Annotated in this window: 22 protein-coding genes; 17 read left to right on the top strand and 5 right to left on the bottom strand. The window is 44.0% G+C overall.

What is annotated here, in order from left to right; genetic code table 11:
• Positions 1–116: 116 nt before the first annotated feature.
• From NRIC_RS02710 to NRIC_RS02700, 3 genes are all read left to right on the top strand, one after another.
• Positions 117–1,136 (top strand): helix-turn-helix domain-containing protein, encoded by a 1,020-nt coding sequence (locus NRIC_RS02710; RefSeq protein WP_146621166.1) that lies wholly within the window; start codon positions 117–119, stop codon positions 1,134–1,136.
• A gap of 413 nt (positions 1,137–1,549) precedes the next feature.
• Positions 1,550–2,092 (top strand): hypothetical protein, encoded by a 543-nt coding sequence (locus NRIC_RS02705; RefSeq protein WP_146621165.1) that lies wholly within the window; start codon positions 1,550–1,552, stop codon positions 2,090–2,092.
• Between the two features lie 34 nt (positions 2,093–2,126).
• The gene (locus NRIC_RS02700) at positions 2,127–2,597 is read left to right on the top strand and encodes a cysteine hydrolase family protein (RefSeq protein WP_146621164.1); all 471 of its coding nucleotides are present in this window, start codon (positions 2,127–2,129) and stop codon (positions 2,595–2,597) included.
• 57 nt (positions 2,598–2,654) lie between these two features.
• Here the strand turns inward: NRIC_RS02700 and NRIC_RS02695 are convergent, their stop codons facing one another.
• On the bottom strand, positions 2,655–2,891 hold the full coding sequence (locus NRIC_RS02695) for a hypothetical protein (protein WP_146621163.1): 237 nt from the start codon (positions 2,889–2,891) through the stop codon (positions 2,655–2,657).
• A gap of 216 nt (positions 2,892–3,107) precedes the next feature.
• Here NRIC_RS02695 and NRIC_RS02690 point away from each other — a divergent pair, with 216 nt between their 5' ends.
• The 6 genes from NRIC_RS02690 (at position 3,108) to NRIC_RS02665 (ending at position 11,650) form a co-directional block, all read left to right on the top strand.
• Positions 3,108–4,181, top strand: coding sequence for a GntR family transcriptional regulator (locus NRIC_RS02690; protein WP_146621162.1), 1,074 nt, complete (start codon positions 3,108–3,110; stop codon positions 4,179–4,181).
• A gap of 182 nt (positions 4,182–4,363) precedes the next feature.
• A complete protein-coding gene (locus tag NRIC_RS02685; RefSeq protein ID WP_227873719.1) occupies positions 4,364–5,929 on the top strand; it encodes a xylulokinase in 1,566 nt (521 codons plus the stop codon).
• Positions 5,930–5,941: 12 nt separating this feature from the next.
• Positions 5,942–6,640: an L-ribulose-5-phosphate 4-epimerase gene (locus tag NRIC_RS02680; RefSeq protein ID WP_146621160.1), complete on the top strand. Its 699-nt coding sequence runs from the start codon at positions 5,942–5,944 to the stop codon at positions 6,638–6,640.
• A gap of 27 nt (positions 6,641–6,667) precedes the next feature.
• Positions 6,668–8,092: an L-arabinose isomerase gene (araA, locus tag NRIC_RS02675; protein ID WP_146621213.1), complete on the top strand. Its 1,425-nt coding sequence runs from the start codon at positions 6,668–6,670 to the stop codon at positions 8,090–8,092.
• Between the two features lie 81 nt (positions 8,093–8,173).
• Positions 8,174–10,558 (top strand): phosphoketolase family protein, encoded by a 2,385-nt coding sequence (locus NRIC_RS02670; protein WP_146621159.1) that lies wholly within the window; start codon positions 8,174–8,176, stop codon positions 10,556–10,558.
• A 39-nt stretch (positions 10,559–10,597) separates the two neighbouring features.
• Positions 10,598–11,650 (top strand): aldose epimerase family protein, encoded by a 1,053-nt coding sequence (locus NRIC_RS02665; RefSeq protein WP_146621158.1) that lies wholly within the window; start codon positions 10,598–10,600, stop codon positions 11,648–11,650.
• A 22-nt stretch (positions 11,651–11,672) separates the two neighbouring features.
• On the opposite strand, the gene NRIC_RS02660 is transcribed toward NRIC_RS02665, so the two are convergent.
• From NRIC_RS02660 to NRIC_RS02650, 3 genes are read right to left on the bottom strand one after another with little or no spacing between them, the layout of a single operon-like run.
• The gene (locus NRIC_RS02660; RefSeq protein WP_146621157.1) at positions 11,673–13,274 is read right to left on the bottom strand and encodes a response regulator transcription factor; all 1,602 of its coding nucleotides are present in this window, start codon (positions 13,272–13,274) and stop codon (positions 11,673–11,675) included.
• On the bottom strand, positions 13,264–14,724 hold the full coding sequence (locus tag NRIC_RS02655) for a sensor histidine kinase (protein WP_146621156.1): 1,461 nt from the start codon (positions 14,722–14,724) through the stop codon (positions 13,264–13,266). Before NRIC_RS02655 ends, NRIC_RS02660 begins: the two co-directional genes overlap by 11 nt.
• Position 14,725: 1 nt before the next feature.
• The gene (locus tag NRIC_RS02650; RefSeq protein ID WP_146621155.1) at positions 14,726–15,691 is read right to left on the bottom strand and encodes an ABC transporter substrate-binding protein; all 966 of its coding nucleotides are present in this window, start codon (positions 15,689–15,691) and stop codon (positions 14,726–14,728) included.
• A gap of 255 nt (positions 15,692–15,946) precedes the next feature.
• Between NRIC_RS02650 and NRIC_RS02645 the strand changes: the two genes are divergently transcribed.
• The 5 genes from NRIC_RS02645 to NRIC_RS02625 all read left to right on the top strand — a co-directional run bounded on the left by NRIC_RS02645 (position 15,947) and on the right by NRIC_RS02625 (position 22,741).
• Positions 15,947–16,948: an ABC transporter substrate-binding protein gene (locus NRIC_RS02645; protein WP_146621154.1), complete on the top strand. Its 1,002-nt coding sequence runs from the start codon at positions 15,947–15,949 to the stop codon at positions 16,946–16,948.
• 122 nt (positions 16,949–17,070) lie between these two features.
• On the top strand, positions 17,071–18,570 hold the full coding sequence (locus NRIC_RS02640) for a sugar ABC transporter ATP-binding protein (protein WP_146621153.1): 1,500 nt from the start codon (positions 17,071–17,073) through the stop codon (positions 18,568–18,570).
• A gap of 3 nt (positions 18,571–18,573) precedes the next feature.
• Positions 18,574–19,593 carry an ABC transporter permease gene (locus NRIC_RS02635; RefSeq protein ID WP_146621152.1) on the top strand — a complete coding sequence of 340 codons (1,020 nt, stop codon included), beginning with the start codon at positions 18,574–18,576 and terminating at the stop codon, positions 19,591–19,593.
• The gene (gene yjfF / locus NRIC_RS02630; RefSeq protein WP_146621151.1) at positions 19,583–20,626 is read left to right on the top strand and encodes a galactofuranose ABC transporter, permease protein YjfF; all 1,044 of its coding nucleotides are present in this window, start codon (positions 19,583–19,585) and stop codon (positions 20,624–20,626) included. The genes NRIC_RS02635 and yjfF overlap by 11 nt, the downstream gene beginning before the upstream one ends.
• A 450-nt stretch (positions 20,627–21,076) precedes the next feature.
• Positions 21,077–22,741 carry a peptide ABC transporter substrate-binding protein gene (locus NRIC_RS02625; protein WP_146621150.1) on the top strand — a complete coding sequence of 555 codons (1,665 nt, stop codon included), beginning with the start codon at positions 21,077–21,079 and terminating at the stop codon, positions 22,739–22,741.
• Between the two features lie 98 nt (positions 22,742–22,839).
• Here the strand turns inward: NRIC_RS02625 and NRIC_RS02620 are convergent, their stop codons facing one another.
• A complete protein-coding gene (locus NRIC_RS02620) occupies positions 22,840–23,175 on the bottom strand; it encodes a DUF3899 domain-containing protein (protein WP_146621149.1) in 336 nt (111 codons plus the stop codon).
• An 89-nt stretch (positions 23,176–23,264) separates the two neighbouring features.
• Between NRIC_RS02620 and opp3b the strand changes: the two genes are divergently transcribed.
• From opp3b to NRIC_RS02605, 3 genes are read left to right on the top strand one after another with little or no spacing between them, the layout of a single operon-like run.
• The gene (gene opp3b, locus NRIC_RS02615) at positions 23,265–24,206 is read left to right on the top strand and encodes an oligopeptide ABC transporter permease (RefSeq protein WP_146621148.1); all 942 of its coding nucleotides are present in this window, start codon (positions 23,265–23,267) and stop codon (positions 24,204–24,206) included.
• Positions 24,206–25,246: an oligopeptide ABC transporter permease gene (gene opp3C / locus NRIC_RS02610; protein ID WP_146621147.1), complete on the top strand. Its 1,041-nt coding sequence runs from the start codon at positions 24,206–24,208 to the stop codon at positions 25,244–25,246. Before opp3b ends, opp3C begins: the two co-directional genes overlap by 1 nt.
• A 5-nt stretch (positions 25,247–25,251) precedes the next feature.
• On the top strand, positions 25,252–26,292 hold the full coding sequence (locus tag NRIC_RS02605; RefSeq protein WP_146621146.1) for an ABC transporter ATP-binding protein: 1,041 nt from the start codon (positions 25,252–25,254) through the stop codon (positions 26,290–26,292).
• Positions 26,293–26,298: the final 6 nt, after the last annotated feature.

The raw sequence follows: 26,298 nt of genomic DNA, 5'->3' as shown, positions 1-26,298 counted from the left end.
CTTGCTTTTTCATCGTGAATCTTGCTTACTTGGAGAATCGAAAAAAGGGAGGAGGGAAATTGTCTTATAATGAAATTGTTACTAGTTGAACAATCGGACCAAAAGGGGGAGTATAGATGGTCGACAATCAATCAAAAGATGTAAGATCCTTTTTTTCTTCTTTGTTGATCGGGGAAATTAAACAAACCTTCGATGTTTCTTATTTAACCAATGAATTTATCGCCAATGCTTTAGAAGAGGAAGCTATTGCCAACAGTCATATCTCGAGAAATACATTGCCAGAATCATTGAAGCTAGAACATTCCCGTTTTTACACGTATACGAACATCCCTGAATTTGCTGCGGTCAAACCACTGCGGACCACTGTCGTTGATATCCCTGCTTCAGGTATTTTTATTCATTCCGACACGCCTGTCTATCTAATTCTTTACACCATTAGCGGAAAAGGAAAGGTGACATTTAAAGAACAAACGATATCGCTGGGAACAAACGAAGGCACGATCATTAACTGTCAAAATTATCACAAATATTTTGCTACTTCCGAGGACGCTTGGCGGACCATCATGATTCGAGCAACCGGGGAGATGGTTTCCCATATTTATAAACAGATGATGCAGGAAAGCTACTTCAAATTTTCTTTTTTTGACAGTGGGCATTTCCGTTCGTTATTAAGGGAGCTGCTGTATCCAGCTGCAGAAGGAGCGAACGCCATCAGCATGAACGCCATTTTTACAGTGACCGAGCTTCTTTGTGAAATTGGGTTGGAAATTGACAAAAAGCGACGTAAGCAGCACGTGGTACCTCGCTACATCAAGGAAATCCAACACTATATCGAACAGCATTATCAGCAAAACATTACATTAGATTTTTTATCCCAGCAGTTCAACTTTAGTAAATACCATTTGTCCAGAGAGTTTAAGAAATACATCGGGCAACCGCCGATCGATTATTTGATCGAACACCGGATCCAGATTGCCAAAGAACTGCTGGTGACAACGAAGCTGAGTATTGATGAAATTAGTCAAGAAATCGGAATTGCCAATGCGAGTCACTTTTTCTATTTGTTTAATAAAAAGGAACATACATCACCGTCTAAATTTCGCAACACGCTTCCTAAAATTATGGATTCTAAATAAGCTTTGATTGTTGATGAACGAGTAAAAGACCGCTGGGTATTTTTTCCAGCGGTCTTTTTGTTCGTTGAATCATGCAATCGGCTTTTTGCAGGATTATTTAGAAAATACACGAACAAACATTTTTCGAAGTGCTAGAATAGAGGAAGAGACTAAGAGAAGGCTGAAAATGAACGCGTGACTTCGAAACCGACTAAACGTTCAGGACAGCTAACTGCGGTATGCGGTCTTTGATCCGGCAGCACTTGAAGAAAAAGAATGTTTTCCTGAAGCATTCAGCTGCTAAAAAAAGCCTATTAGCCGCCAAGGACATGCACCTTTCTATCAGATTTCTATGGGGGGAACGAACGGAGAACCGACGGGGAATACGAAACGTTTGATCAATAGGAACTTGTCGGAGGAGGGGAGAATGCTGGTTGAAAAACAGGGCAGGTACCAGTGAAATGATCGAAGCGGATAAAAACAGGAAGGAAACGATGCCAATGAGCAGAATCAATAAGAGTTTGTTAACAGTTGCTATCTTCATCCTGGTGATCCCTGTACTTTATTTAGGCGGTTTTTTATTCATTTGCCCGTGGATCAACAACGCTAAAGCTGAAAGAATAGAAAAAGCGTATCAGACATTCCAGCTGCCTCCGCAAACCGAACTGGTTGAAACTACCCACTTTTGCGGCAACACCACAGGAACGGGAAATCATGTCGAAATTTGGAGCGGGGCATTGTTGAAATCAGAATTATCGAAAGAAGAGTTGGCTAATTGGTTGGCAAAGAACCCGTTGCCCCGAGAAGCATCCAACCCTATATTGTGGCAAGTAGGGGAACAACTGGATGCTCGATACCCGGAGTCTCTTTCGTTTATTCAATTCAAGCATCTGGAAGATTTTTTCGACTCGGAAGGGCATTATATTGTTGGTGGATATTACGATGCAGTGACACAAAACGATATTCGAGGTCACTGAAGAAGCATTCATTCAAAAAGAAAGAAGGAAGAACATGACAAAAAAGGCGCTAATAGTGATCGATATTCAAAAAGGAACACTGGCACCGCTTATGGGGAAGACGGTTTTTTTGGCCAACGTTAATGCCTTGATTGATGCTTTTCATCAACGGGGCCTTCCGGTGATTTTTATCAAACAGGCCGGATATGGGGAAGTTTCTCCCAGAGTCAACAAAAGAGAGATGGACCCTATCGTTTTAAAACACAAACCCAATGCGTTCACGTCAGCGGACTTCACCAAATTGGTTGCAGAGCAGCGCATTGAAGCATTTGTGGTCGTTGGACTGATGAGCAATGCGTGTGTACAGCACACCTGTAAAGGTGCACTTGCTGAAAACTTCCCGACTACCTTGATCGAGGATGCCCATGATTCGGTGCTCAAACCAATGCGCGGCATCTGGAATACAAAGCTTGCGAAACTTGGTGTAAACGTCGTCTCGACAAAAAGTTTTTTACAGGAAAACTAGCTCAACCTTCCGCGACTGAAAATAGATCCTAGTCCCTTGTTTCATCAAAGAGCGCTGTTACTTGCGCTTTCTTTTTTTGTGCTTTTTTCTCTTCTTCAATGCCTTTGTTGGATTGTTGCCAGTCAGCAGTCCTTTTTTATTGACATTGGCTGCTGCAATCGCTTCATGATTTTCTTTATCCGGAGTTGCAGCACGATGCCAAAGTTGAATGCTGTCGATTCTGGTTGATGAAGGTTTTCTTTTTCCGGCTTGGTCATTTTTACCAGCGATGTTTTTCGTGGGAGGAGCAGTCATTATGATGAGCTATTTCAGATTTGAAAAAAATGGGTCTATAATCATTCGTGAGCTGGAAATAAGACGACAAGAAAATACGAATTAAGCATAATCTGAGAGCAGGGGAAAGAGACTGCTCTCTTTTTTCAGAGATCTACCCTATAGTTGCCTGAATATGCTACAATAGACAAAAATTGTTCGGACATATTTTTGACGGAAAGAGCAGGCGGATGTAGAATGAACAAAACCAAATATCAAAGAATCGCAGATGAGATCAAAGCCAAGATCATCTCTGGAGAGATTGGGCTGCATGAGGCGATTTCTCCAGAGCTTCAGCTGCAAAAGGATTACGATGTCAGCCGTCATACGGTCAGACAGGCCATCGCAACCTTAGTGAACGAAGGGTATCTGCGAAAGGAAAAAGGATCTGGGACCTATGTGGATGATGCCTATAAAAAACGCAGTGCGAATAAAAACCAGCAAAAAACTATTGGAGTGATCACCACGTATCTCTCTGATTATATTTTCCCCTCGATTATCCGTGGGATTGAAAAAGGCTTGAGTCAACAAGGCTATTCACTGCTTTTAGCAAGTACCAACAATGATTACCAGCAGGAAAAAGCCTGCTTGGAGAAAATGATCCAGTTCGGTGTGGATGGTCTAATTGTTGAACCTACGAAAAGCAATCAATACAATCCCAACCTGGCTTTGTACGTACAGTTGCGGGAGCAGGGAATCCCCATGGTGATGATCAATGCAGTCTATGAAGAGCTGGATGCAGCTTCGCTCTGCGTAGATGATGTAAAGGTGGGCTTTTTGGCGACAGAACATTTGATCCGACAGCAGCACGAAAATTTGCTGCTGGTCACTAAGATTGATGACTTGCAGGGGAAATACCGGATGAAGGGCTTCATCCAAGCGTGTGAACAATATGATATCCAATTTGCTCCTGAAGATATCATTACTTACACGACCGAGACGCGAAAACAGGTTCCTAAGATGGTCAAAGAGCGTCTTAAAGCAGAAACAATCACAGGCTTAGTCTGCTACAACGATCAGATCGCTAGTCTCCTGCTGGATCGTTTAGTGGAAGAAGGGTATCAGATTCCAGAGGCGCTGTCCATCATTGGCAATGATGATTCCGCGCTAAGCAAAGTCGGCGCAGTGAAACTGACGACCCTAACACATCCAAAGGAACAAATGGGCAGGGATGCCGCGGAATGGATTGTGACAACGATTGAAACGGGCAAACGGCAAGCAGATATTTTATATGAGCCGCAGATAGTGGAACGAGATTCTGTCTCATCCTAATCAGATCAAAGTAGTCTCTTTTAAAGAGGCTATTTTTTTGCGCTTTTATGTACGTACAAATATTAATTATCATATTGACATGTACGTACATAAATTATATACTAGTTGTATCATTTAGGAAAAATGAGGAGGCGATTCCTATTAAAACAGAGGAAAGAATTGTTGAAACCAAGCTGGATATTATAGATGGCCGGACATCTTTAGGTATTGAGTTTGGTTCTACGCGTGTCAAGGCAGTCTTGATTGGATCTGATCGCACACCAATCGCAGGTGGCAGCTATGATTGGGAGAATCGATTGGAGGACGGAATCTGGACTTATTCGTTAGAGGATATTTGGAAGGGCTTACGTGTCAGCTATCGAAAAATGGCAACAGAGGTTTTTGAAGTCTATGGTGAAACCTTGACGACCATCGGATCGATAGGATTTAGTGCGATGATGCATGGTTATCTGGTTTTTAACCGAGAAGAAAAGCTTTTAGTACCTTTTCGAACGTGGCGAAATGCAATGACTGCAGAAGCGGAGACGCGTTTGACGGAGGCGCTGGACTACAATATTCCGCAGCGCTGGAGCATTGCCCATTTGTATCAGGCCATCTTAAATAAGGAACCGCATGTGAAGGAGATTGACTTTTTTACGACCCTGGCTGGCTACATTCATTGGCAATTGACCGGACAAAAGGTTTTGGGTGTTGGGGATGCGTCTGGAATGTTTCCGATCGACAGTCAAACACAGAAGTACGATCAACGAATGACCGCTATTTTTAATGATCTCGCACAGGCGGAAGGCGTCCCAGTAGATGTAAATCAGCTGTTGCCTGAGGTATTAGTGGCTGGTCAGGCTGCGGGAACACTGACAAAAGAGGGCGCATATCTTTTGGACCCCACAGGAACATTGCAAGCGGGGATCCCGCTTTGCCCGCCAGAAGGCGATGCCGGGACCGGAATGGTGGCGACGAATAGCGTCGGCAAGCGGACCGGCAATGTTTCAGCAGGAACCTCGGCGTTTGCTATGATCGTTTTAGAAAGGGACCTGAGCGAAGTCCATCCTGAGATTGATCTGGTCACAACACCGAGTGGGGATCTTGTTGCCATGGTCCATACGAACAACTGCTCTTCTGAGATCAATGCCTGGATCAAGCTGTTCAAAGAGTTTTCCGAAAGTCTGGGTCTTGAAATCAGTGCAGAAAAATTATACAACACCTTGTTTCAAGAGGCTTTGAAGGGTGAACCGGATTGCGGCGGTCTGCTCTCGTATGGGTACTATTCCGGCGAGAATATTACGGGGATGGATCAAGGCAGACCGCTGTTCGTTCGAAAACCAGACAGTGCATTCACTCTGGCAAATTTCATGCGTCTTCATCTCTCCAGTGCGTTTGGCGCGATGCGTATCGGAATGGAGATTCTGAAAAAGGAGAATATTCAGATCGATAAATTGGTTGGACATGGCGGGATTTTCAAGACACCGGAAGTGGGACAGCGAATCTTAGCTTCGGCAATGGAAGCGCCCGTTACGGTAATGGAAACTGCTGGAGAAGGCGGTGCTTGGGGGATTGCTCTCTTGGCTTCCTATTTGCTTGAGCATGAGAAGCTGTCGTTGGAAGACTTTTTGGAGCAAAAAGTCTTCTCTGAAGCAAAAGGGGAGACTGTCGTACCTACGAAGGAAGACATTGCTGGTTTTGAACAGTTTATCAAGCGTTATGAAACAGGGCTGTCGATTGAACGAACTGCGATAAACGCATTGAATTAAGGAGGACGTTGAATGTTAGAACAATTAAAGGAAGAGGTTTTTCAAGCCAATTTGGAGCTGCCGAAGCAAGGACTGATCAAGTATACCTGGGGAAACGTGAGTGCACGCGATCCGGAAACGGGTTGCTTTGTCATCAAGCCCAGCGGTGTCAGCTATGAGAATATGACTGCTGACGATATGGTGGTAGTCGATTTGGAGAACCAGGTAATCGAAGGCGCACTGAATCCATCTTCGGACACCCCAACCCATGCAGTGCTTTACAAAGCTTTTCCAGAGCTTGGTGGTATCTGCCATACCCATTCGACCTGGGCAACGATCTGGGCACAATCAGGATTGGATCTGCCAGCGATGGGGACAACGCATGCGGATACTTTTTATGGCAGTGTTCCTTGTGCCAGATTTTTGATTCAGGACGAGATTGACCGCGGCTATGAACATGAAACAGGCAAGGTGATTATTGAAACATTTAAAGAGCGGGATATCGATGTTTTGGAGATTCCTGGTGTGTTGCTGCATGGTCACGGACCATTTACCTGGGGCAAGGATGCTGGCAGTGCTGTGATGAATGCCGTGGTTTTGGATGAGGTAGCCAAGATGAATTTATTCACTCGTCAATTGAACAGCTATGCAGAAGCACTGCCGCAACGGGTATTGGATAAACATTACTTAAGAAAACATGGAAAACATGCCTATTATGGGCAAGGAAACTAATCAATGAAGAATGAAGGAGAGAGAATGATGGTAACAATTAGTAAAAAAGAATTTTGGTTCGTGGTTGGGTCTCAGCATTTGTATGGAGAAGAAGCGTTGCAGGCAGTCAAAAAAAATGCTGAAACAATCGTACAAGGCTTAAATGACAGCGGGAAAATGCACTATCCGATCGTCTTAAAAGAATTGGCAGTGACAGCGGATACTATTACTTCAATCATGAAAGAGGTCAATTATCGTGATGAAGTGGCGGGTGTGATTACTTGGATGCATACCTTCTCGCCAGCGAAAATGTGGATTCGTGGAACAAAGTTGCTGCAAAAACCGCTGCTGCATTTAGCGACCCAATTCAATGAAAGCATTCCTTGGGATTCGATTGATATGGACTTTATGAATTTGAATCAATCCGCTCATGGGGATCGTGAATATGGCTTTATCAATGCTCGTCTAAAAAAACAAAACAAAATCGTTGTCGGCTATTGGCAAACTGAGAGTGTCCAAGAGCAAATTTCAGCCTGGATGGATGTAGCGGCAGCTTATAATGAAAGCTTCAATATCAAGGTTGCTCGTTTTGGCGACAACATGCGCAACGTGGCGGTGACTGAAGGCGATAAAGTCGAGGCTCAAATTCAGTTCGGTTGGGTCGTGGATTACTTTGGAATCGGCGATTTAGTCGAGTATGTGGACGCCGTAGAGGAAAGCGAAGTCGACGCCTTATTTGCGGAATACAAGGAGCTGTATGATTTTGATTATGGCGATTATGATCAAGCGACTTGGGAAGCCCACGTGAAGGTCCAAGCGCGTCAAGAAATCGGGATTCGTCGTTTCTTAGAGGCAGGCGGCTACAATGCCTTTACTTCAAATTTTGAAGATTTATATGGAATGCAGCAATTGCCTGGCTTGGCAGTGCAGCGCTTAATGACAGAAGGTTACGGGTTTGCAGGAGAAGGTGACTGGAAAACGGCTGCGTTGGCTCGTCTGATGAAGGTAATGGCTCACAATGAAAATACCGGCTTCATGGAGGATTACACCTATGAGCTAGCCGCTGGACAGGAAGCAATTTTGCAGTCTCATATGATGGAGGTAGATCCTACCTTGGGTGTCAACAAACCAAAAATTGTGGTCTCCCCGCTGTCAATGGGTGATCGAGAAGACCCGGCCCGCTTAGTATTTGACGGCAAAGCTGGCGATGGTGTGGTGGTATCGATGGCTGATTTTGGAACGCATTACAAGCTGTTGATTAATGAGGTGGAAGCTTTTGAGCCGACCGAGGAAGCGCCGAATTTACCAGTGGCGCGGGTCTTATGGAAGGTCAAACCAAACTTCCATGACGGTGTCGGTACCTGGATCGAAACCGGAGGTGGGCATCACACGGTGGTTTCCTTAAACCTGACAACTGATCAAATTGTGACTTGGGCGAAGCTGGTTGATTTGGAGTATGTAGTAATTAAATAGGGATAACTATTGGTTTGGAGCTTTCCAAGCCAATAGTTTATAAACTGATAAAGGTAAAAAAAACTAAAAAGGGGTAAAGGAATGGAAAATCAATTTGACACCAAAGACTATCTTGCAAAGGTCGATGCCTGGTGGCGGGCCGCCAACTACATCTCGGTGGCTCAAATGTACTTAAAGGATAATCCTCTATTGCGCCGGCCCATTCAAAAAGAAGATGTGAAGACCCATCCGATCGGTCACTGGGGCACCATTTCCGGCCAAAACTTTTTGTATGCACACTTAAATCGGGCCATCAACAAGTATGATCTGAACATGTTTTATGTGGAAGGCCCTGGACATGGCGGCCAAGTGATGGTGTCCAACTCTTATATCGATGGCAGCTATACAGAGATTTATCCTGACTACACAGAAGACGAAGAAGGCTTGAAAAACCTCTGCAAAGTCTTCTCTTTCCCTGGCGGAATCGCTTCGCATGCGGCACCAGAAACACCAGGATCGATTCATGAAGGCGGCGAACTTGGCTACGCATTGTCTCATGCGACGGGAGCCATTTTAGACAATCCTGAAGTAATTGCCGCAACAGTTGTCGGAGACGGCGAAGCGGAAACAGGGCCTCTAGCAAGCGGCTGGTTTTCCAATGTCTTTATCAATCCGGTCAATGACGGTGCGGTCTTGCCGATCCTTTACCTGAATGGCGGCAAAATCTCCAACCCTACAATTCTTTCCCGCAAATCCAACGAAGATTTAGCAAACTATTTTGAAGGGATGGGCTGGAATCCGTATTTCGTTGAAGGCACAGATCCAGAACTAGTGCATCCAGCGATGGCTGAAACCTTGGACGCTGTGATTGAAGAGATTCAAACAATTCAAAGCGAAGCCCGTAAGAGCGATGCGAAAGAGGCAGCGATGCCAAAATGGCCAATGATCATTTTCCGCACGCCAAAAGGCTGGACTGGCCCTGAAACCTGGGATGGCGAACAAATCGCTGGGACCTTCCGAGCACACCAAGTGCCGATCCCAGTGGGATCTGAGCATATGGAACACATTGACAAATTAGTGGATTGGTTGAAATCCTACCGTCCAGAAGAGCTGTTTGACGAAAACGGCAAAATCGTTGAGGAACTAAAGGCCCTCTCACCAAAAGGCGACAAACGGATGTCTACCAACCCGATTACCAACGGTGGAATCGATCCAAAACCAATGAAGATGCCGGATTGGAAACAATATGCAATTGATACCTCGACACCAGGTGCTGTAATGGCACAGGATATGATTATTTTTGGGCAGCAGGCACGAGATATGGTGATCGAAAACCCAACCAATTTCCGAATCTTTGGACCAGACGAAACCAAGTCCAATCGTTTAAACAAAGTCTTTGAAGCGACAGATCGTCAATGGCTGGAGCCAAAAGACAGCACCGATGAATGGCAATCCTCCGTGGGCCGTGTCATTGATGGCCAATTGTCTGAGCACCAAGCAGAAGGCTTTTTGGAAGGCTATGTACTAACAGGACGTCATGGGTTCTTTGCCAGTTACGAATCGTTCTTGCGCGTAGTAGACTCGATGTTAACGCAGCATTTCAAATGGATGCGCAAGGCCAGTGCCCATGCGTGGCGCAAAGAATACCCTGCCTTGAATGTGATCGCAACGTCTACGGTGTTCCAACAGGACCACAATGGCTACACCCACCAAGATCCAGGAGTATTGACCCATTTGGCTGAGAAGAAACCGGAATTTATTCGGGAATATCTGCCAGCCGATGCCAACAGCTTGATGGCGGTCATGGACAAAGCGATGCAGGATAAACAAGTCATCAATTTGATCGTATCCAGCAAGCATCCTCGTCCGCAGTTCTATTCAGCGGATGAAGCCGAAGAGTTGGTAGAAAAAGGCTTGAAGGTCATCGATTGGGCCAGTACCGATGATGGCGGCGAACCTGATTTGGTGATTGCCGCAGCTGGAACCGAGCCTAACTTGGAGGCTTTAGCAGCGGTTTCGATCTTGAACAAGCAGTTCCCTGACTTGAAAATCCGCTTTATCAACGTGGTGGATCTTTTGAAGCTGCGCCACCCAGAGGTTGATCCGCGAGGATTGAGCGATGAAGTATTTGATGCACTGTTTACAGCAGACAAACCGATCGTCTTTGCCTTCCATGGCTATGAAGGCATGATTAGAGACATCTTCTTTGATCGTACCAATCACAATATTCATATTCATGGTTATCGGGAAAATGGCGATATCACCACCCCATTTGATATGCGGGTCTTTAGCGAAATGGATCGCTTCCACTTGGCACAAGATGCAGCAAACGCCGTATTAGGTTCCCAAGCCGCAGCATTTTCTGCTAAAATGGATGAAACACTCCAATACCACCATGACTACATTCGTGCCAATGGAACAGACATTCCAGAGGTTGAGAATTGGCAATGGGAAGCTCTGAAAAGAAAAGAGTATCACTTTAGTTAAGGATGAGTTCTTTGAGACAACTTAGAGGAGTGTCAGCAGATGAAGAAAATAGAATTTGGAACGACTACCGAGGGCGAAGCACTTTATTTATTTCAATTTGAAAATCAGCAGGGGTTGAAAATGAGTGTCAGCAATCTAGGTGCGGTGCTAACTCATTTATGGGTGCCTGATCAAAACAATCAGCTAATTGATGTTGTTTTAGGGTATGACCATTATGAGCAGTATCAAACGAATACACACACTTTTTTTGGCGCTGTCATTGGCCGAAATGCTAACCGCATTGCTAACGCCTCCTTTGAACTAGCCGGCAGCAAGTATTTTCTCGCTAAAAATGAAGGGGAGAATAATTTGCACAGTGGCCCGGACGGCTTTCAGTTGCGGGTATGGAAAGTCAAAGAACTGAACGAGGACCAAAACCGTATAACCTTTGAATTGCGTAGTCCTGAAGGGGATCAAGGTTTTCCGGGGGAACTGATTTGCCGAGTCACTTATCAGCTGAAAGGGCAGCAGCTCCTGGTTTCTATGACTGGAAAAAGCGATCGGCAAACGGTGTTTAATCCCACCCATCATAGCTATTTCAATCTGAATGGTCATGATAAAGGGCATATTATGAATCATTTTTTGCAGGTGAATGCCAAACAATATACACCTGTGGCAGATGAAGCCTCGATTCCGACCGGAGAAAAAGCGAAGGTGGAAGGGACACCTTTTGATTTTAGACAATTGAAACGAATTGGCGAGGAGATCGATGCGAATGATCTGCAGCTGCAATTTGTCAAAGGCTATGATCATAACTTTGTGTTGGATAAGGCTCTTGGGGAATTGGAACTAGCGGCAGTCTTGATCGGAGATTTGAGCGGCATTAAGCTGGAAGTCGCCACTACTCTTCCCGGTATTCAAGTGTATACAGGAAATTTTGTGAATAACGAAAGAGGGAAGCAGCATTTCTTCTACCAGCGCAGGGCGGGGATTTGCTTGGAGACGCAATTCTTTCCCAACGCTATTAATGAGCCGCAATTTGATTCGCCGATTTTACCAGCAGGAGAAGCAAAGGAATACACGACCATTTTTACCTTTGCTGCTAACAAATAAAAACGACAATGAGGACGCTGACTTAGTGGTCCTCATTGTCGTTTTTTGCAGTCTTTCGAAACTCTTTAGGAGACAGTCCATTTCTTTTTTTGAAGGTGAAACTGAAATAATTGGGATCATTGTAGCCGACAAAAAAAGTGATATCAATGATTTTATGATTGGTTTCGACCAATAATTTTTTTGCTTGCTCCATGCGGATACAGGTCAGGTATTCGATAAAAGTGACCTGCTTGTTTTGCGAAAAAATAGTACTAAGATAGGCAGGACTGATGTTTAGGTGATCAGCCAATGATTGTAACGAAAGATTTGGGTCAGCATAATTTTCTTTTAAATAATCGACACATTGCTGAACGATTTTGTCCGTTTTGGATTGATATTCAGGATTTTTTTGTTGGTTCTTCAGCTTTGTCAGTTCCTCTAACAGCAGTCGGCTGGTCAAAGTAAACAAAGTTGGTGTCTGACAAATAGTCTCCAATTTGTCATTGGTATATTCCTGTTGCAAATCATCGCAGGCCGCTTCATCCACTTGTTTGATCCATAAGAAGATGGTATCAAGAATTGCTTGATTTAGACTTGGATCTGACACACTGGAAACAGTCGTGCGCAGGTGTTCTATCTCAGATAAAAGGGCAGGAATTTCTAAATGTTCGGGCTCCAACAAGGGCATGAAGGCATCGGTTATCTCCTTAGGAATTTTAGTGGAGGGGACGGCCAACTCGATAATCGGCTGACTGGATTGATCGCTGGTCAAAGCCAATGCCTCCTCATGCTTTTGCAGGAGTCCGCCTAATTCAGATACTCGATTGGTTTGGCAGCCAATGCCGATCAAGAAGGTCATCTCCGGGTATTTGTGTAATTCATATTGAAGGATATCTGCGACATAATAGGCTTTATTTAACGACTCTTCTAAACGATCTCCGGCAATTATCCCGGTTATCGTAAAATCATCGAATATGGTCAGCAGTACCTGACTGTCCGCATGAAATAATTCGGAAAAACGCGTAATCAATGAATGATACAAAGAACTGTCCTTGACTGCAGGTGTCAGTCGGGCAACGAGAATCGTAAAATATTTACCGATAAAGGTGAAGTTCAAACGCTTCTGCCGATCAAACAGCTCATTCGTTGAGTATTTTCCGTCCTTCAGCTTATGAAAAAAATGCTCTTTGTAATATTCAAAATCAATCATTTTTTCCTGCTTGGAAGGATCGGTCTGCTCGATCAGCATCTTTTCATGATTCGTTCTCGCACGTTGAATCACCTCGCACAATTCTTCTTCGTGGATGGGCTTAGTAAGGTATCCCTCTACTCCGATGGAGATGGCCTCCTGCAAATAGGGAAAATCTTGATAACCGCTGATAATGATCACGTGGAGCCAGGGGAACAGATCCTTGGCATATTTAGCCAAGGTTAGCCCATCCATGAAAGGCATCCGAATATCCGTCAGTAGAATGTCGGGTTTGATTTCCCGCATCATGGAAAGGGCAATTTCTCCATCACTGGCTTCTCCAGCGTAGACAATGCCGTAGGTTTGCTCATATTTCGTCAACATCATCCGCAATGAATTTCTAATCAGCAATTCGTCTTCAACGATAAAAACCTTCATTAATGGTTTATGCTCCATTTTTTTCCTCTCTCTTTTCGGGCAAAAGAATGGTGACTGATGTACCAACTTTGTATTGACTTTCAATGATTAGATTAGCATCTTCAGCGAAATAAAGCTTAATACGACGATAAACGTTATACAGACCATAGCCCTTCAGCTCATCAATGGAGCTGTTCACTAGTGGAAGCTGAGCAAGATTTTTTTTCACTTCCTCCAGTTTTTCCTCGTTCATTCCGATTCCGTTATCCGTTACGGTAAAAAACAGCTGGTCATTGTCGGTTCGACCGCCTAGGATTTCGATCAAACCACGTGTTCGATTTTGCTTAATGCCATGATATAACGCATTTTCAACTAGCGGCTGCAAAATCATTTTTAGAATCAATTCGCTTTCAATTGCTGGATCTATCGTAATTTCATACGATAAAATTGGACCGTACCGGATTTTTAAAATGTCCAAATAACTAGTGACATGTTTTAATTCCTGAGTGACAGTCGTCCATTCATTTCCTTTATTTAAAGTAATTTTGAAAAAATTTGACAGGGCATAGGTTGCTTCTTGTACGCGTTGATTGTCACCCAATTGCGCCAAAGATAAAATGGCATCCAGTGTATTGTAAATAAAATGAGGAGTAATCTGCGCCTGCAAGACTTTGATTTCTGACAGGGCTAGACTCTTTTGTTTTTGCGTATTTTCGTCAAACAAGATTTCAATCTGATTCGCCATTTTATTGAGATCTTCCCCCAAGGAATCCAATTCCTTTACGTGGACATGGTTCACTCGGGCCTGCCAATTCCCTTGAGAAATTTGGGAGGTCATCTGCGAGAAGTTTTGGATCGGCTCTTGAATGGCGTGGTCCAAAAAATGCTGAAACTGTCGAATAAAAAACAGCAGACCACAAACTAAAATCAGCTCTAAAAACACTAAGAGGATAATAACAGAGGACATCCGTGAACTTTTTTGATTGGCTCGATTGATCTCACTAGTAACATACTCCCCCAAGGTCTCTTTTAAGAGATCATTGACTTCGTAAATTTCATCTAAAACCTTCTCATTTTCTTCAATGGGCAAATTGTTGTTGATGTTAGAGTCAATTTCCCAGGCGTAATGCTCTACGGTTTCTAAAATCCGAGCAGCTACTATGGCTGTCTGTCGATGCTCATTTGTAGAGGCGGTCTCTTTGAGCTTATCCAACTGCTGTTCATAGCTAAAAATAACGGAGAGAGGGGTTTCCTCCTGTGGTTTCCCAGCTACTTGATACCACAGGGCGCTGTTGATCTCCGTTGGGGCAGTGGACATAATTTCATTGGCATCATTCACATTCTTGATAATACTTTGGTATTGCCTCATGCTGAACAAATAGAATAAAGAAATGAAAACGACCGGAAGAACGGTCAAAGCAATCATGAGTTTATGACTGAAATGCAATGCTTTGCGAATACTTGATGCATATTCCTGTTTGAACAACATCCTAATACCCCCGCTCTGGTATGGCAGACAAGTTACTGAATTCAGAAAAAACCTGCTCTTGCAGATAATAACAAGGCTCTAGTTTTCCGCCATTCAATAAATGGGTGATGGTCGACATTAGTTTAGGCCCTGTGTTTGGGTTGCATTCTACTGTGCAGTTGATTTTGCCGGCTTTTAGCAAATGGATCGCTTCTTGTTGTGCATCTACGGAGACGATAGTCACATCTTTGCCTGGTTTAATTGAAGTTGTTTCAAGGAATTCCACAATTCCTAAGGTCATGTCGTCGTTGTGACTAAAGATAACATCAACGTTTGTCAGCTGCTTTTGCTGGTAGAGCTTTTCCATCGCTTGCTTGCCTTTTGAAAGCATGTAATCCGCGTTTTGACTCTCCACGATTTCGAAACGTTTCTCCATGTTTAAGGAGTCACGAAATCCAAGGCTGCGATTTTCGGTAGACGAGGAGCCAGGGGTTCCAGTAATTTCAACAATTTGAATCTGCTCAGATGTTCCTTCGAATTTTTTCTTTAAGAAATCCCCCGCTTTTCTACCTTGAGCGGTACTATCGGTCCCTACTAATGTCTGATAAAGCGAGGTATCCTCAATCTGAATATCCCGGTCATTTAAAATCACAGGGATCCCTGCATCGCGTGCCTCGGTCAACACGTTTTCCCAGCCAGTTTCTACGATCGGAGACAAAACAATCACATCCACTCTAGAAGCGATAAAAGAACGAATATCTTTGATCTGCTTGCTTTGCTTTTGCTGACCATTGGCAAACAGCAGTTTGTAATTGGCCTTTTTTGCAGCCTCTTTGATAGAGGCTGTGTTGCGCTCACGCCAAGTACTCTCATTTCCTAATTGGGAAAATCCGATCACTACTTCATTTTCCTGCTTTTCATCAGGGGTGCAGCTGCTAAGTCCGCTAATCATTCCTACCATAATGAACAACCAAAAGTATTTTTTCATTCTCGGCCTCCCTATCTGTGAAGTACTATTTTAATAATAAACGATTCATAAATTTTATTAAACTGTCTCTTGACTGGAATCCTATAATTTCAGCTGTTTCGAAAGAATTCTAAGGAAAAATCGAAAGATAATCAAGAAAGCGTTTTTAATAAAAAAAACCTAAATAATTTGAAGTTTTTACATAAAGATAAAAATGAAACCGTTCACAAGATTTCGTTAGACTAAAGATATCAACGAATGAGGAGGGTTTAATGAATGAAAAAGAATTGGTTTAAGACAGTAGTCGGTCTGGTAATTTGCGGGGCTTTTTTAGCTGGCTGTGGCAATGACGGCGGAGAGGCTAGCTCCGGGGGGAAGGGCGACGGCCAAGCGACCATTGGTTTCTCACAATTAGGAGCAGAGTCTCAATGGCGGACAGCCAATACAAAATCTGTTCAAGATGCTGCAAAAAATAACGACAAGATCACTCTTAAATTTTCTGACGCGCAACAAAAACAGGAGAATCAAATTTCGGCAATTCGCAACTTTATTCAGCAAGGTGTGGATGTGATCGCAGTTGCTCCCGTGGTTGAAACCGGTTGGGAAACAGTTTTGACAGAAGCTAAGGATGCGAATATCCCAGTCATTTTAGTGGATCGTCAAATCACTGGTAAAAATGTAGATGACCTATATACTTCCTGGATCGGCGCGGACATGAAAGAAGAAGGGGTGAAAGCTGCGACATGGCTGGAGGATTATTTAAAAGAGCAAGGAAAAGATCAGGAAGAAATCAATATTGCTCATCTGCAAGGAACGACTGGTTCTTCTGCTCAGGTCGGCCGGACGGAAGGGTTGGAAGAGGGCGTCAAAGCCAATAAAAACTGGAAAATTATTGAGCAGCAGTCAGGCAACTTCACGCGTGCTGAGGGGAAAGAAGTCATGGAAGCGTTCTTGAAATCTTCTGGCGATAAGATCAATGTCTTGGTTTCTGAAAATGACGATATGACCATGGGAGCGATTCAAGCGATTGAGGAGGTTGGAAAGGTACCTGGCGAAGATATTATCATCGTTTCTTTTGACGGAACCAATGATGCTCTTCAGCAGATCAAAGACGGAAAAATCAATGCAGTAGTTGAGTGCAATCCGCTTTCAGGTGAAGACATCATGGAAACTGCTCTAAAAATTAAGAGCGGCGAAGATGTTGAAAAGGAAATTTTTGTTGAAGAGGGAATCTTTGATGAAAAAAATGTAGAAGAAAATATGCCGCGGCCGTATTAAAAACCAGCAGGGCTGTGACTAGGATGTCACAGCCCTTAAACAACGAATAAACGGTGTAACCGAAACAACTCGCTTCGGTTACACCTTCAACTAAACAATTTCGATGACAAGGAGCGAGCATCATGAGTGAAGTAGTATTGTCGTTAAGCGATGTCTCAAAAGAGTTTCCCGGTGTAAAAGCATTGGATCAAGTCAAATTGAATCTTTACAAGGGAGAGGTTCATGCATTAATGGGAGAAAATGGTGCAGGAAAGTCAACAATGATCAAAGTGATCACCGGTGTCCATGCCAAATCCAGCGGCACCATCACCCTAAATGGAAAAGAAATCGATCCTCAAAGTCCAGAAGAAGCTCAGCAGGAAGGAATCAGCACGGTGTATCAGGAAATTAATCTGTGTCCGAACTTAACAGTGGCTGAAAACATTTATATTGGCAGACAGCCGATGAAACAAAAGCGAGTAGACTGGAAAAAAATGAATCAACAAGCTGCTGCTTTGTTGAAATCATTACATATTGATGTCGATGTTACTGAAACATTGGATAACTATTCTGTTTCGATTCAGCAGATGATTGCCATTGCGCGGGCGGTAGATATGTCAGCAGGGGTGCTGATTTTAGATGAGCCTACCTCCAGCTTGGATGAAAATGAAGTGGAGCAGCTGTTTGCCATCATACGTAATTTAAAGGCTCAAGGCATGGCCATTTTGTTTGTTACCCATTTTCTGGATCAGGTCTATGCTATATCTGACCGCATTACCGTCTTGAGAAATGGGAAATTTGTTGGGAAATATTTAGCAAGTCAGCTTAGTCAAATGGAGTTAGTTACAAAAATGATTGGACAGGAGTTCAAGGATGAAGACACCCGGGCCTTCCGCAAAAGCGAGGAATATCCGGAAGAGGTTTTCATCGAAATGAAAAATGTCACGAAACGTGGCGTTCTTTACGATTATTCTATGCAGATTCGCAAAGGAGAAGTGCTTGGACTAGCCGGTTTGCTGGGGTCTGGACGTAGTGAAATTGCGGAACTATTGTTTGGTGCGCAGCAGTTTGACCAGGGCGTTGTCTACGTTGGGCAAGAGGAAATCAAAAGAATGTATCCGCAACGAGCCATCAGAGAACAGATGGGCTTTTGCTCTGAGGATCGAAAGGTGTCAGGAATCGTAGCTGATTTAAGCATCCGCGAAAATATTGTCCTGTCCATGCAGGCACGCAAAGGACTGAAACGAATCAATGAAAAGCAGCAGCGAGAAATTGCCGACCACTATATTAAGCTGTTAAACATTAAAACACCGAATGCGGAGAAAAAAATCGGTGAATTATCAGGAGGCAATCAACAAAAGGTACTGCTGGCACGCTGGTTGGTCACAAAACCTCAGCTACTGATTTTAGATGAGCCGACTCGTGGGATTGATATCGGATCAAAACGAGAAATTGAGCAGCTGATTTTGGAGTTGTCTCGTGAAGGCGTCTCCATTTTGTTTATTTCATCAGAATATGAAGAAATGATTCGGTGCTGCGACAGGATCATTGTAATGCGAGATCGCGAACAGGTAGGAACATTGACGGAGGAACAGATTTCCGAAGACAATATCATGAAAGCTATTGCAGGAGAGGCGGTATAAACGATGAAGAATAAATTCAGGGAATTATTAAAAATGAAGGAACTTTGGGCGATTATCGGGTTAGTGATGATTCTGCTGTTTAATTTGCTGTTTTCCCCGAGCTTTTTCAAAATTGCCATTACCGATGGGCATTTATACGGATCGATGATTGATGTGTTAAACCGTGGAGCCTCCTTAGTGATCGTCTCTTTGGGAATGACCCTTGTGATTGCAACTCGGGGAATTGATATTTCCGTAGGTTCAGTCAGTGCTTTAGGAGCGATGGTCGCCGTTTATCTTTTAGGAACAGCCAATGTAGCAGTGCCAGTCGCAATTGCTGCAGGACTTTTAGCAGGAATGCTGTGTGGCATGTGGAATGGGTTGCTGGTTGCCCGCTTGAATCTTCAGCCGATGATTGCTACGTTGATTTTAATGACAGTCGGTCGAGGCTTGGCACAGATTATTTCCAATGGTGAGATATTAACGATTTCTTCGCCAGTGTATTCCTTCTTAGGCAGAGGGTATTTATTTGGGGTACCTTTTGCAACACTGGTTATGGTAGCTGTCACCTTTGTGATTTATCTAATGACTCGAAAAACGTCGTTAGGCTTAGGCATTGAAGCGGTGGGAATCAATCAGGAATCCGCGCGTTATGCAGGGATCGATACGAGAAAAATTTTGTGGTTCTGCTACATTGTTTGCGGTATTCTTGCGGCACTGTCAGGGATGATGGAAAGCGCCAATGTATCCAGTGCGGATGGGAATAACAATGGGCTGAACCTGGAATTGGATGCTATCTTGGCCGTCGTACTGGGGGGAACTTCGATGGATGGTGGGAAATTCCACCTAGGAGGAACCGTGATTGGGGCACTGTTTATTCAGACCTTAACAACTACCATTTTTACTTTTGGTGTTCCGGCAGAAACGATTATGGTGGTCAAAGCAATCGTTGTCATTTTTGTCGTGCTGCTGTCCTCTGATCGAACCAAAGAGTGGACCTCCCGAATTTCTCTAAAGAAAGCAGGTGCTTCAGTTGAAAAATAAGTTGAAACTAAAAACGAGTCAACTGCCATTATTGGCTGCTCTCGGTATCTTTTTATTGTTGTTCATTTTAGGCTCTGTCATGTATACGAATTTTTTGTCTCTAAGAGTAGTTTTGAATTTGCTGATCAGTAATGCTCATTTGATCGTTTTGTCTTGCGGGATTTGTTTTACGATTTTAACCGGCGGAATCGATCTATCTGTGGGAGCCGTAATCGCTATGACCAGTATGGTTGCTGCAGGTCTGTTGCGAGCAGGGGCTCCAGCGATTCTGGTCGTTCTCATCTGCTTGCTGTTAGGCTGTGTTTTTGGGACCTTACAGGGCTTTTTGATTCAATACTTTAAACTGCATCCGTGGATAGTCACCTTAGCAGGAATGTTTTTTGCTCGAGGCGTTTGCTACTTAATTGATGTAAAAACGATTCCGATTACTGATAATACATTTCATGCAATTTCCCAGTTCAAGATCTATTTGCTGCCGGGATATTTTATCTCACTCAATGTGCTGATTGCTTTAGTCTTTTTAGTTGTCTGTGTATATATCTCACGTTTTACTCGATTTGGCCGTTCGGTGTATGCTATGGGAGGCAATTATCAGTCCGCTGTGCTAATGGGACTGCCTGTGGAAAAAGTCAAGGTTCTGGTTTATAGCTTTTCTGGTTTTAGTTCCTCTCTTGCCGGGATCATGTTTACCTTTTACACGTTATCCGGTTATGGATTACATGCGCAAGGGTTGGAAATGGATGCTATCGCAGCCTGTGTAATTGGGGGCGTCTTGCTTACCGGAGGTGTAGGCTCCTTATTTGGACCATTTGTTGGTGTACTGACTGCAGGAGTTATTCGAACAATGGTCGATTTTCAAGGAACCTTAAGTTCATGGTGGACAAAAATCTTCGTAGGAACACTGATGCTGCTCTGTATTGTGATGCAAGTTGGTATAGTGAAACGCGGAAAAATAAAGAAAGGTTCAGAAATCATCGATGATGCGAATGAGAACTCAGAGGATTCAGAAAAGGATGTAATAGAAATTGTTTAGATTGAAAGGAAGGTGTTGAAAAACATCTTCTTTTTTTAGGATAGACAGAGTTAAAAATTTTCTGGTGTTTTTCGATATCCAGAGTGATAATCGTTCGCTTTAAATAAAAAAATTTTTTGACTAAAGTTTTAGAGGTTGTTTGAAAATAAGAAAAAATGCAATGATTTTCAGCTTTTTCATCTTTGAAAAGAACCATAAATAGCTAATGATTCGAATGGTTTAGACTTGGATGAGCCACTGACAAAAATCAGAGAATTCTTTTGATAAAAGGTAGAATATCTGGTCATAAGCGGTTTCATATTTGCTATTCATGCAAAAAGATAAGATGAATATTTTCTCATTTGAATGAGAAAGCAGTTGCATTTTTAATAATTATTTATTAAAATTTACTCAACTTCAGAAAGTAGAAAATCTTCTGAAAATTAAAGCATAGGGTAAGGAGTAAAAATTATGAGTAAAAAGCGAGTGTTTAGTTTTCTCGCAGTATGCGGGATTGTATTGTCCGGTTGTTCAACCGGTGGTGGCGGAAGCACTGATTCGGATGGAGGATCTGCTTCAGGTGGTTCAGGATCAGGAAAAGAATTCAATGTAGTGATCCAACAGGAATTGCCAAGTATGGACCCATCTATAGCAACAGATATGTATGCGTTCAGTGCTATTAACAATGTATATGAAGGGCTTTACCGCCTAGACAAAGAGAGTGCTCCAGAACCTGCAGGCGCTGCTGAGGAAGCAGAGGTCTCTGAGGATGGATTAACATATAAGATAAAATTACGCGAAGATGCAAAATGGACAGACGGCTCTGATGTCGTAGCGGATGACTACGTATTTGCATGGCAAAGAACAGTCGATCCAGATACTGCCTCTGAGTATGCATACATGTTTGAACCAGTTGCAAATGCAGCTGAGATCACCGCGGGTGAAAAAGACAAAGAAGAGTTGGGAATCAAAGCAGTAAGTGATCATGAGCTTGAGATCACACTCGCAAATCCAACGCCTTATTTTGACTACCTGCTGGCATTCCCATCGTTCTTCCCGCAAAAAGAATCTGTGGTTGAAGAACATGGCAAAGATTTTGCAAAAACTAGCGACAATGCCGTTTACAATGGACCATTCGTTTTGAGTGAATTTGACGGACCTGGAACAGATACAGAATGGGCTTATGTGAAGAATGACGATTACTGGGATAAAGATACCGTTCAATTAGACAAGATCAACGTCAGCGTTGTGAAAGAAGTATCAACTGCCTTGAACTTGTTTGAAGATGGACAAGCAGACGACATCGTATTAACGGGTGAGTTGGCATCACAAAAAGCCAATGATGATGCGTTTGTCTCTCAACCGGAATCATCGACCTTCTACATGGAAATGAACCAGATCGAAGAGGATTCTCCGTTTAGAAACGAAAACCTGCGTAAAGCGATCTCTTATTCAATTGACCGCGATGCATTGGTAAATTCAATCTTGAGCGACGGTTCGATCGCTTCTACTGGATTGGTGCCAGAAAAAACGATGTCTTCTCCAGATGGCGAAGATTTTGCGAAAGCAGTAGGCTCTGTACTGGAACACGACGAGAAGAAAGCCAAAGAGCATTGGGAAAAAGCCAAAGAAGAATTGAACATCGATTCATTAGACTTTGAGATCATCGCCTCTGATACCGATTCTGTTAAGAAAATGATGGAATATGTACAAGAAGCACTTCAAAGCACATTGGATGGTGTGAAGGTTAGTCTTGCGCCAGTACCATTGTCTGTTCGTTTGGATCGCTCAAACAAAGGCGACTTTGATGTGGTAATCGGCGGATGGGGTGCTGACTACGCGGATGCATCAAGCTTTATCAACCTATTTACAACTGGAAACTCTTATAACCGAGGCAAATGGAGCAGTGAAGAATACGACAAATTGGTAGATGCAGCTGCAACGACAGATGCCAACGACCCTGAAAAGCGTTGGGAAGATCTGATCGAAGCAGAAAAAGTGATCATGGCAGAACAAGGAATGATCCCTCTTTACCAAAAAGCTGAGTCTCATATGCGCAATCCAAAAGTCAAAGGTGTTGTTGCTCACGCAGCCGGCGCTCAATATGACTACAAGTGGGTTACGATCGAAGAATAATTCGGACATTGCTTTGCAGGATTAAAAATAGCAGGATCAGATAGCTGTAAGTTTTTGAAGATGGAACGACAGGCTGAGACGCGTCTCAGCCTGTTCTTTCATACAAGTGAAAGTCCATAGACAACAAAGGTTGCTATCAGTAAGAGGACTGCGGGCTGAAGCCAAAAGCTGGCACTGCCAGCACTTGCTTCTGATAGGGGAGCAGCATCTGCGGAGGCGCGTCTGAAGATGTGACGCAGGGAGGCTTGGAACCGATCGAAGAATCCCGTTGAAAAAATCCACAACAACATCCCGATGATCACAAAGAACAAAGCGGTGAGAAATAAGTTGTTGGATAGATTCAAAAGGCTGAAACGCTGACGAACCAGCAGCCAAAGGCAGTTTGCTGCTGCACATATGCCGCTGATGATCCAGGTACTAGTTTTGATACGCATAGGAAGATCCTTTCCAGATTAGTGTCACCATTAATCTACAGAATTATTCTCTAGAAGTCAAAATGCTCAGACTTAGGAGGAAAAAGAGAGTGAACAGTTTTGCCAAATATTTTATCAAGCGTGTGATTTACATGCTGATTACCTTGTGGTTGATTGCAACCATCACATTTTTCTTAATGAAATTATTGCCGGGTTCGCCGTATGCCAATCAAGAGAAGCTGAGTCCAGAACAAATCGCAATCCTGAATCAACAAGCAGGACTGGACAAGCCGGTGTTTGCCCAATATGGTATTTATTTGATGAATTTATTAAAAGGAGATTTCGGTACTTCCTTCCAATTTAAGAACCAAGCCGTCTCTGGTATTTTAAGCAGCCGGATCGGACCATCGCTGCAGCTTGGCGGACAAGCGATTCTTTTTGGAACTGTCTTTGGCACGATTCTCGGAGCGATCTCGGCGATGAAACAAAATACAATCGTCGATACCTTGGCGACACTGATCGCCATCCTGGGACGTTCGATCCCAAACTTCGTATTTGCCGTTTTGATGCAGTACGTTTTTGCGATGAAATTAGGACTTTTACCGATCGCACGTTGGCAATCCTTTGCTTATACGATTCTGCCGACTCTAGCGTTGGCAATGTCGCCTTTGGCCGATTCGGCCCGCTTCATTCGAACCGAGATGGTCGAGGTGCTGCATAGTGATTATGTGGAGCTGGCACGGGCAAAGGGCTTGACCCGCTGGCAGGTAGTTTACAAACACGGCTTGCGCAACAGCTTGATCCCCTTATTGACACTGATCGGGCCCTTGGCAGTCAGCTTGATGACTGGCTCATTGGTGGTAGAAAATATTTTTGCCATCCCGGGAATCGGTGAGCAGTTCGTGAAATCGATCATGACCAACGATTACCCAACGATCATGGCTGTCACAATCCTCTATTCGGCGATGCTGGTGTTCGTGATTTTAGTCGTCGATCTGCTGTATGGCGTGGTTGATCCGCGAATCCGTGTATCAGAAGGGAGTCGTGGCTAATGGAAGCGAACCAAAAAACAAGGGATATCACCACGATTCCGGCGAGTCAATTCGAACCATTAGTCAAAAATACGGTAGAAGAACGAGAAGCGATCGCAGCGCCTTCGCTGAATTTTCTACAGGATTCTTGGCGTCGTTTAAGAAAGAACAAGGCTGCGGTCTTTTGTATGGTCTTGTTAGCATTGATTATCTTCATTTCGGTCTTGTCGATCTTTGTTTCGCCCCACAATCCGACGAAGCAGAACATGGCTTACATCAATCTGCCGCCTAAAATTCCGGGATTGAATATTGACGGTCTAAACGGAAAAGCGATGGTCGGCGGAGAGCTGGTCGACAAATATGCCAAAGCCAACGTACCAGAAAATCTTCATTTTTATTTCGGGACCGATAATCTGGGTAGAGATTTGTTGAGCCGTTTGCTGATGGGAACGCGAGTGTCCTTGTTGATCGCCTTTATCGCAGCGTTGCTGGATATTACTTTTGGTGTGACCTACGGCTTGATCTCAGGCTTGCTGGGCGGACGTGTGGATACCTTGATGCAGCGTTTCCTGGAAGTTCTTTCTGGAATTCCTAATTTAGTCGTGATGATTTTGATGCTGATGGTTTTCGAACCGGGCATCTGGTCGATCATCGCTGCGATGGTGGTGACCAACTGGATCTCGATGGCGCGGATTGTTCGGGCACAGACCTTGAAGCTGAAGGACCAGGAATTTATCTTGGCCGCAATGACCTTAGGGGAGAGTCGCTTCAAGATCGCCTTTAAGCATATCTTGCCGAATATATCCAGCGTGATCATCGTTCAGATGATGTTCAGTATTCCTTCCGCGATCTTCTTTGAGGCCTTCCTGAGCTTTATCGGACTTGGCTTGAAGCCGCCGACTGCTTCGTTAGGGACACTGTTGAATGAAGGGTACAAAACCTTCTTGTATCTGCCCTATCAAATGCTGATCCCAGCAGCTGTGCTGTCGGTGATCATGATTGCCTTTAACTTATTGGCAGACGGTTTGCGGGATGCCTTTGATCCAAAGATGAAAGAGTGATAAGTATGAAAAAAGTTTTGGAAGTAAATGACTTAGAGATCTCATTTGATACGTACGCGGGAAAAGTTCGCGCAATCCGCAACGTCAGTTTCGATCTGCATGAAGGCGAGACCTTGGCGATCGTGGGTGAATCCGGCAGCGGAAAATCCGTGACTACCCGGACGATCATGCGCTTGTTGGCCAGCAATGCCAATATCGACAGCGGCCAGATCCTGTTTGAAGGCGAAGACATCGTCAAAAAATCCGAGCGGGAGATGCAGGCGATCCGAGGAAAAGACATCGCGATGATTTTTCAGGATCCGATGACCTCTCTGGACCCAACGATGACCATTGGCAAGCAAGTGGCGGAATCGCTGATCATCCATAATAAAATCTCAAAAAAAGAAGCCTTAGATGAAGCCTTGAAGCTGTTGGAGCTGGTGGGAATTCCGGATGCGAAGAAACGCTTGAAGAACTACCCACACCAATTTTCCGGTGGACAGCGTCAACGGATCGTGATCGCGATTGCGTTGATCTGCAACCCGAAAATTTTGATCGCCGATGAACCGACGACAGCGTTGGATGTGACAATTCAGGCGCAGATTTTGGAATTGCTGAAGGAGATCCAAGCTAAAATCAATTCTTCGATCATTTTCATTACCCACGATCTAGGTGTCGTAGCCAATGTCGCCGATCGGGTAGCCGTGATGTACGGCGGCCGAATCGTTGAGATCGGAACCGCAGAAGAAATTTTCTATAACCCGCAGCATCCTTATACATGGGGACTGCTGGGGTCGATGCCGACCATGGATGCTGAGAATGACCGACTGTACGCCATTCCAGGCTCTCCGCCGGACCTTTTAAAGCCGCCAAAAGGAGATGCCTTTTATCCACGGAATGAATTTGCGCTGAAGATCGATGCCGAGGAAGCACCACCATTCTTCGAAGTGTCGCCAACGCATAAAGCCGCAACTTGGCTGTTGGCACCTCAAGCACCGGCGGTCACACCGCCCAAGGAAATCGAGATTCGCTGGAAAAAATTCCGAGCGAAACATGCATCGGCGTAGGAGGGC

Source organism: Enterococcus florum, assembly GCF_004309355.1.
Taxonomy (GTDB): domain Bacteria; phylum Bacillota; class Bacilli; order Lactobacillales; family Enterococcaceae; genus Enterococcus_A; species Enterococcus_A florum.
Note: the sequence above shows the minus strand (reverse complement) of the source record. Positions and strands in the feature narration are given on the sequence as shown.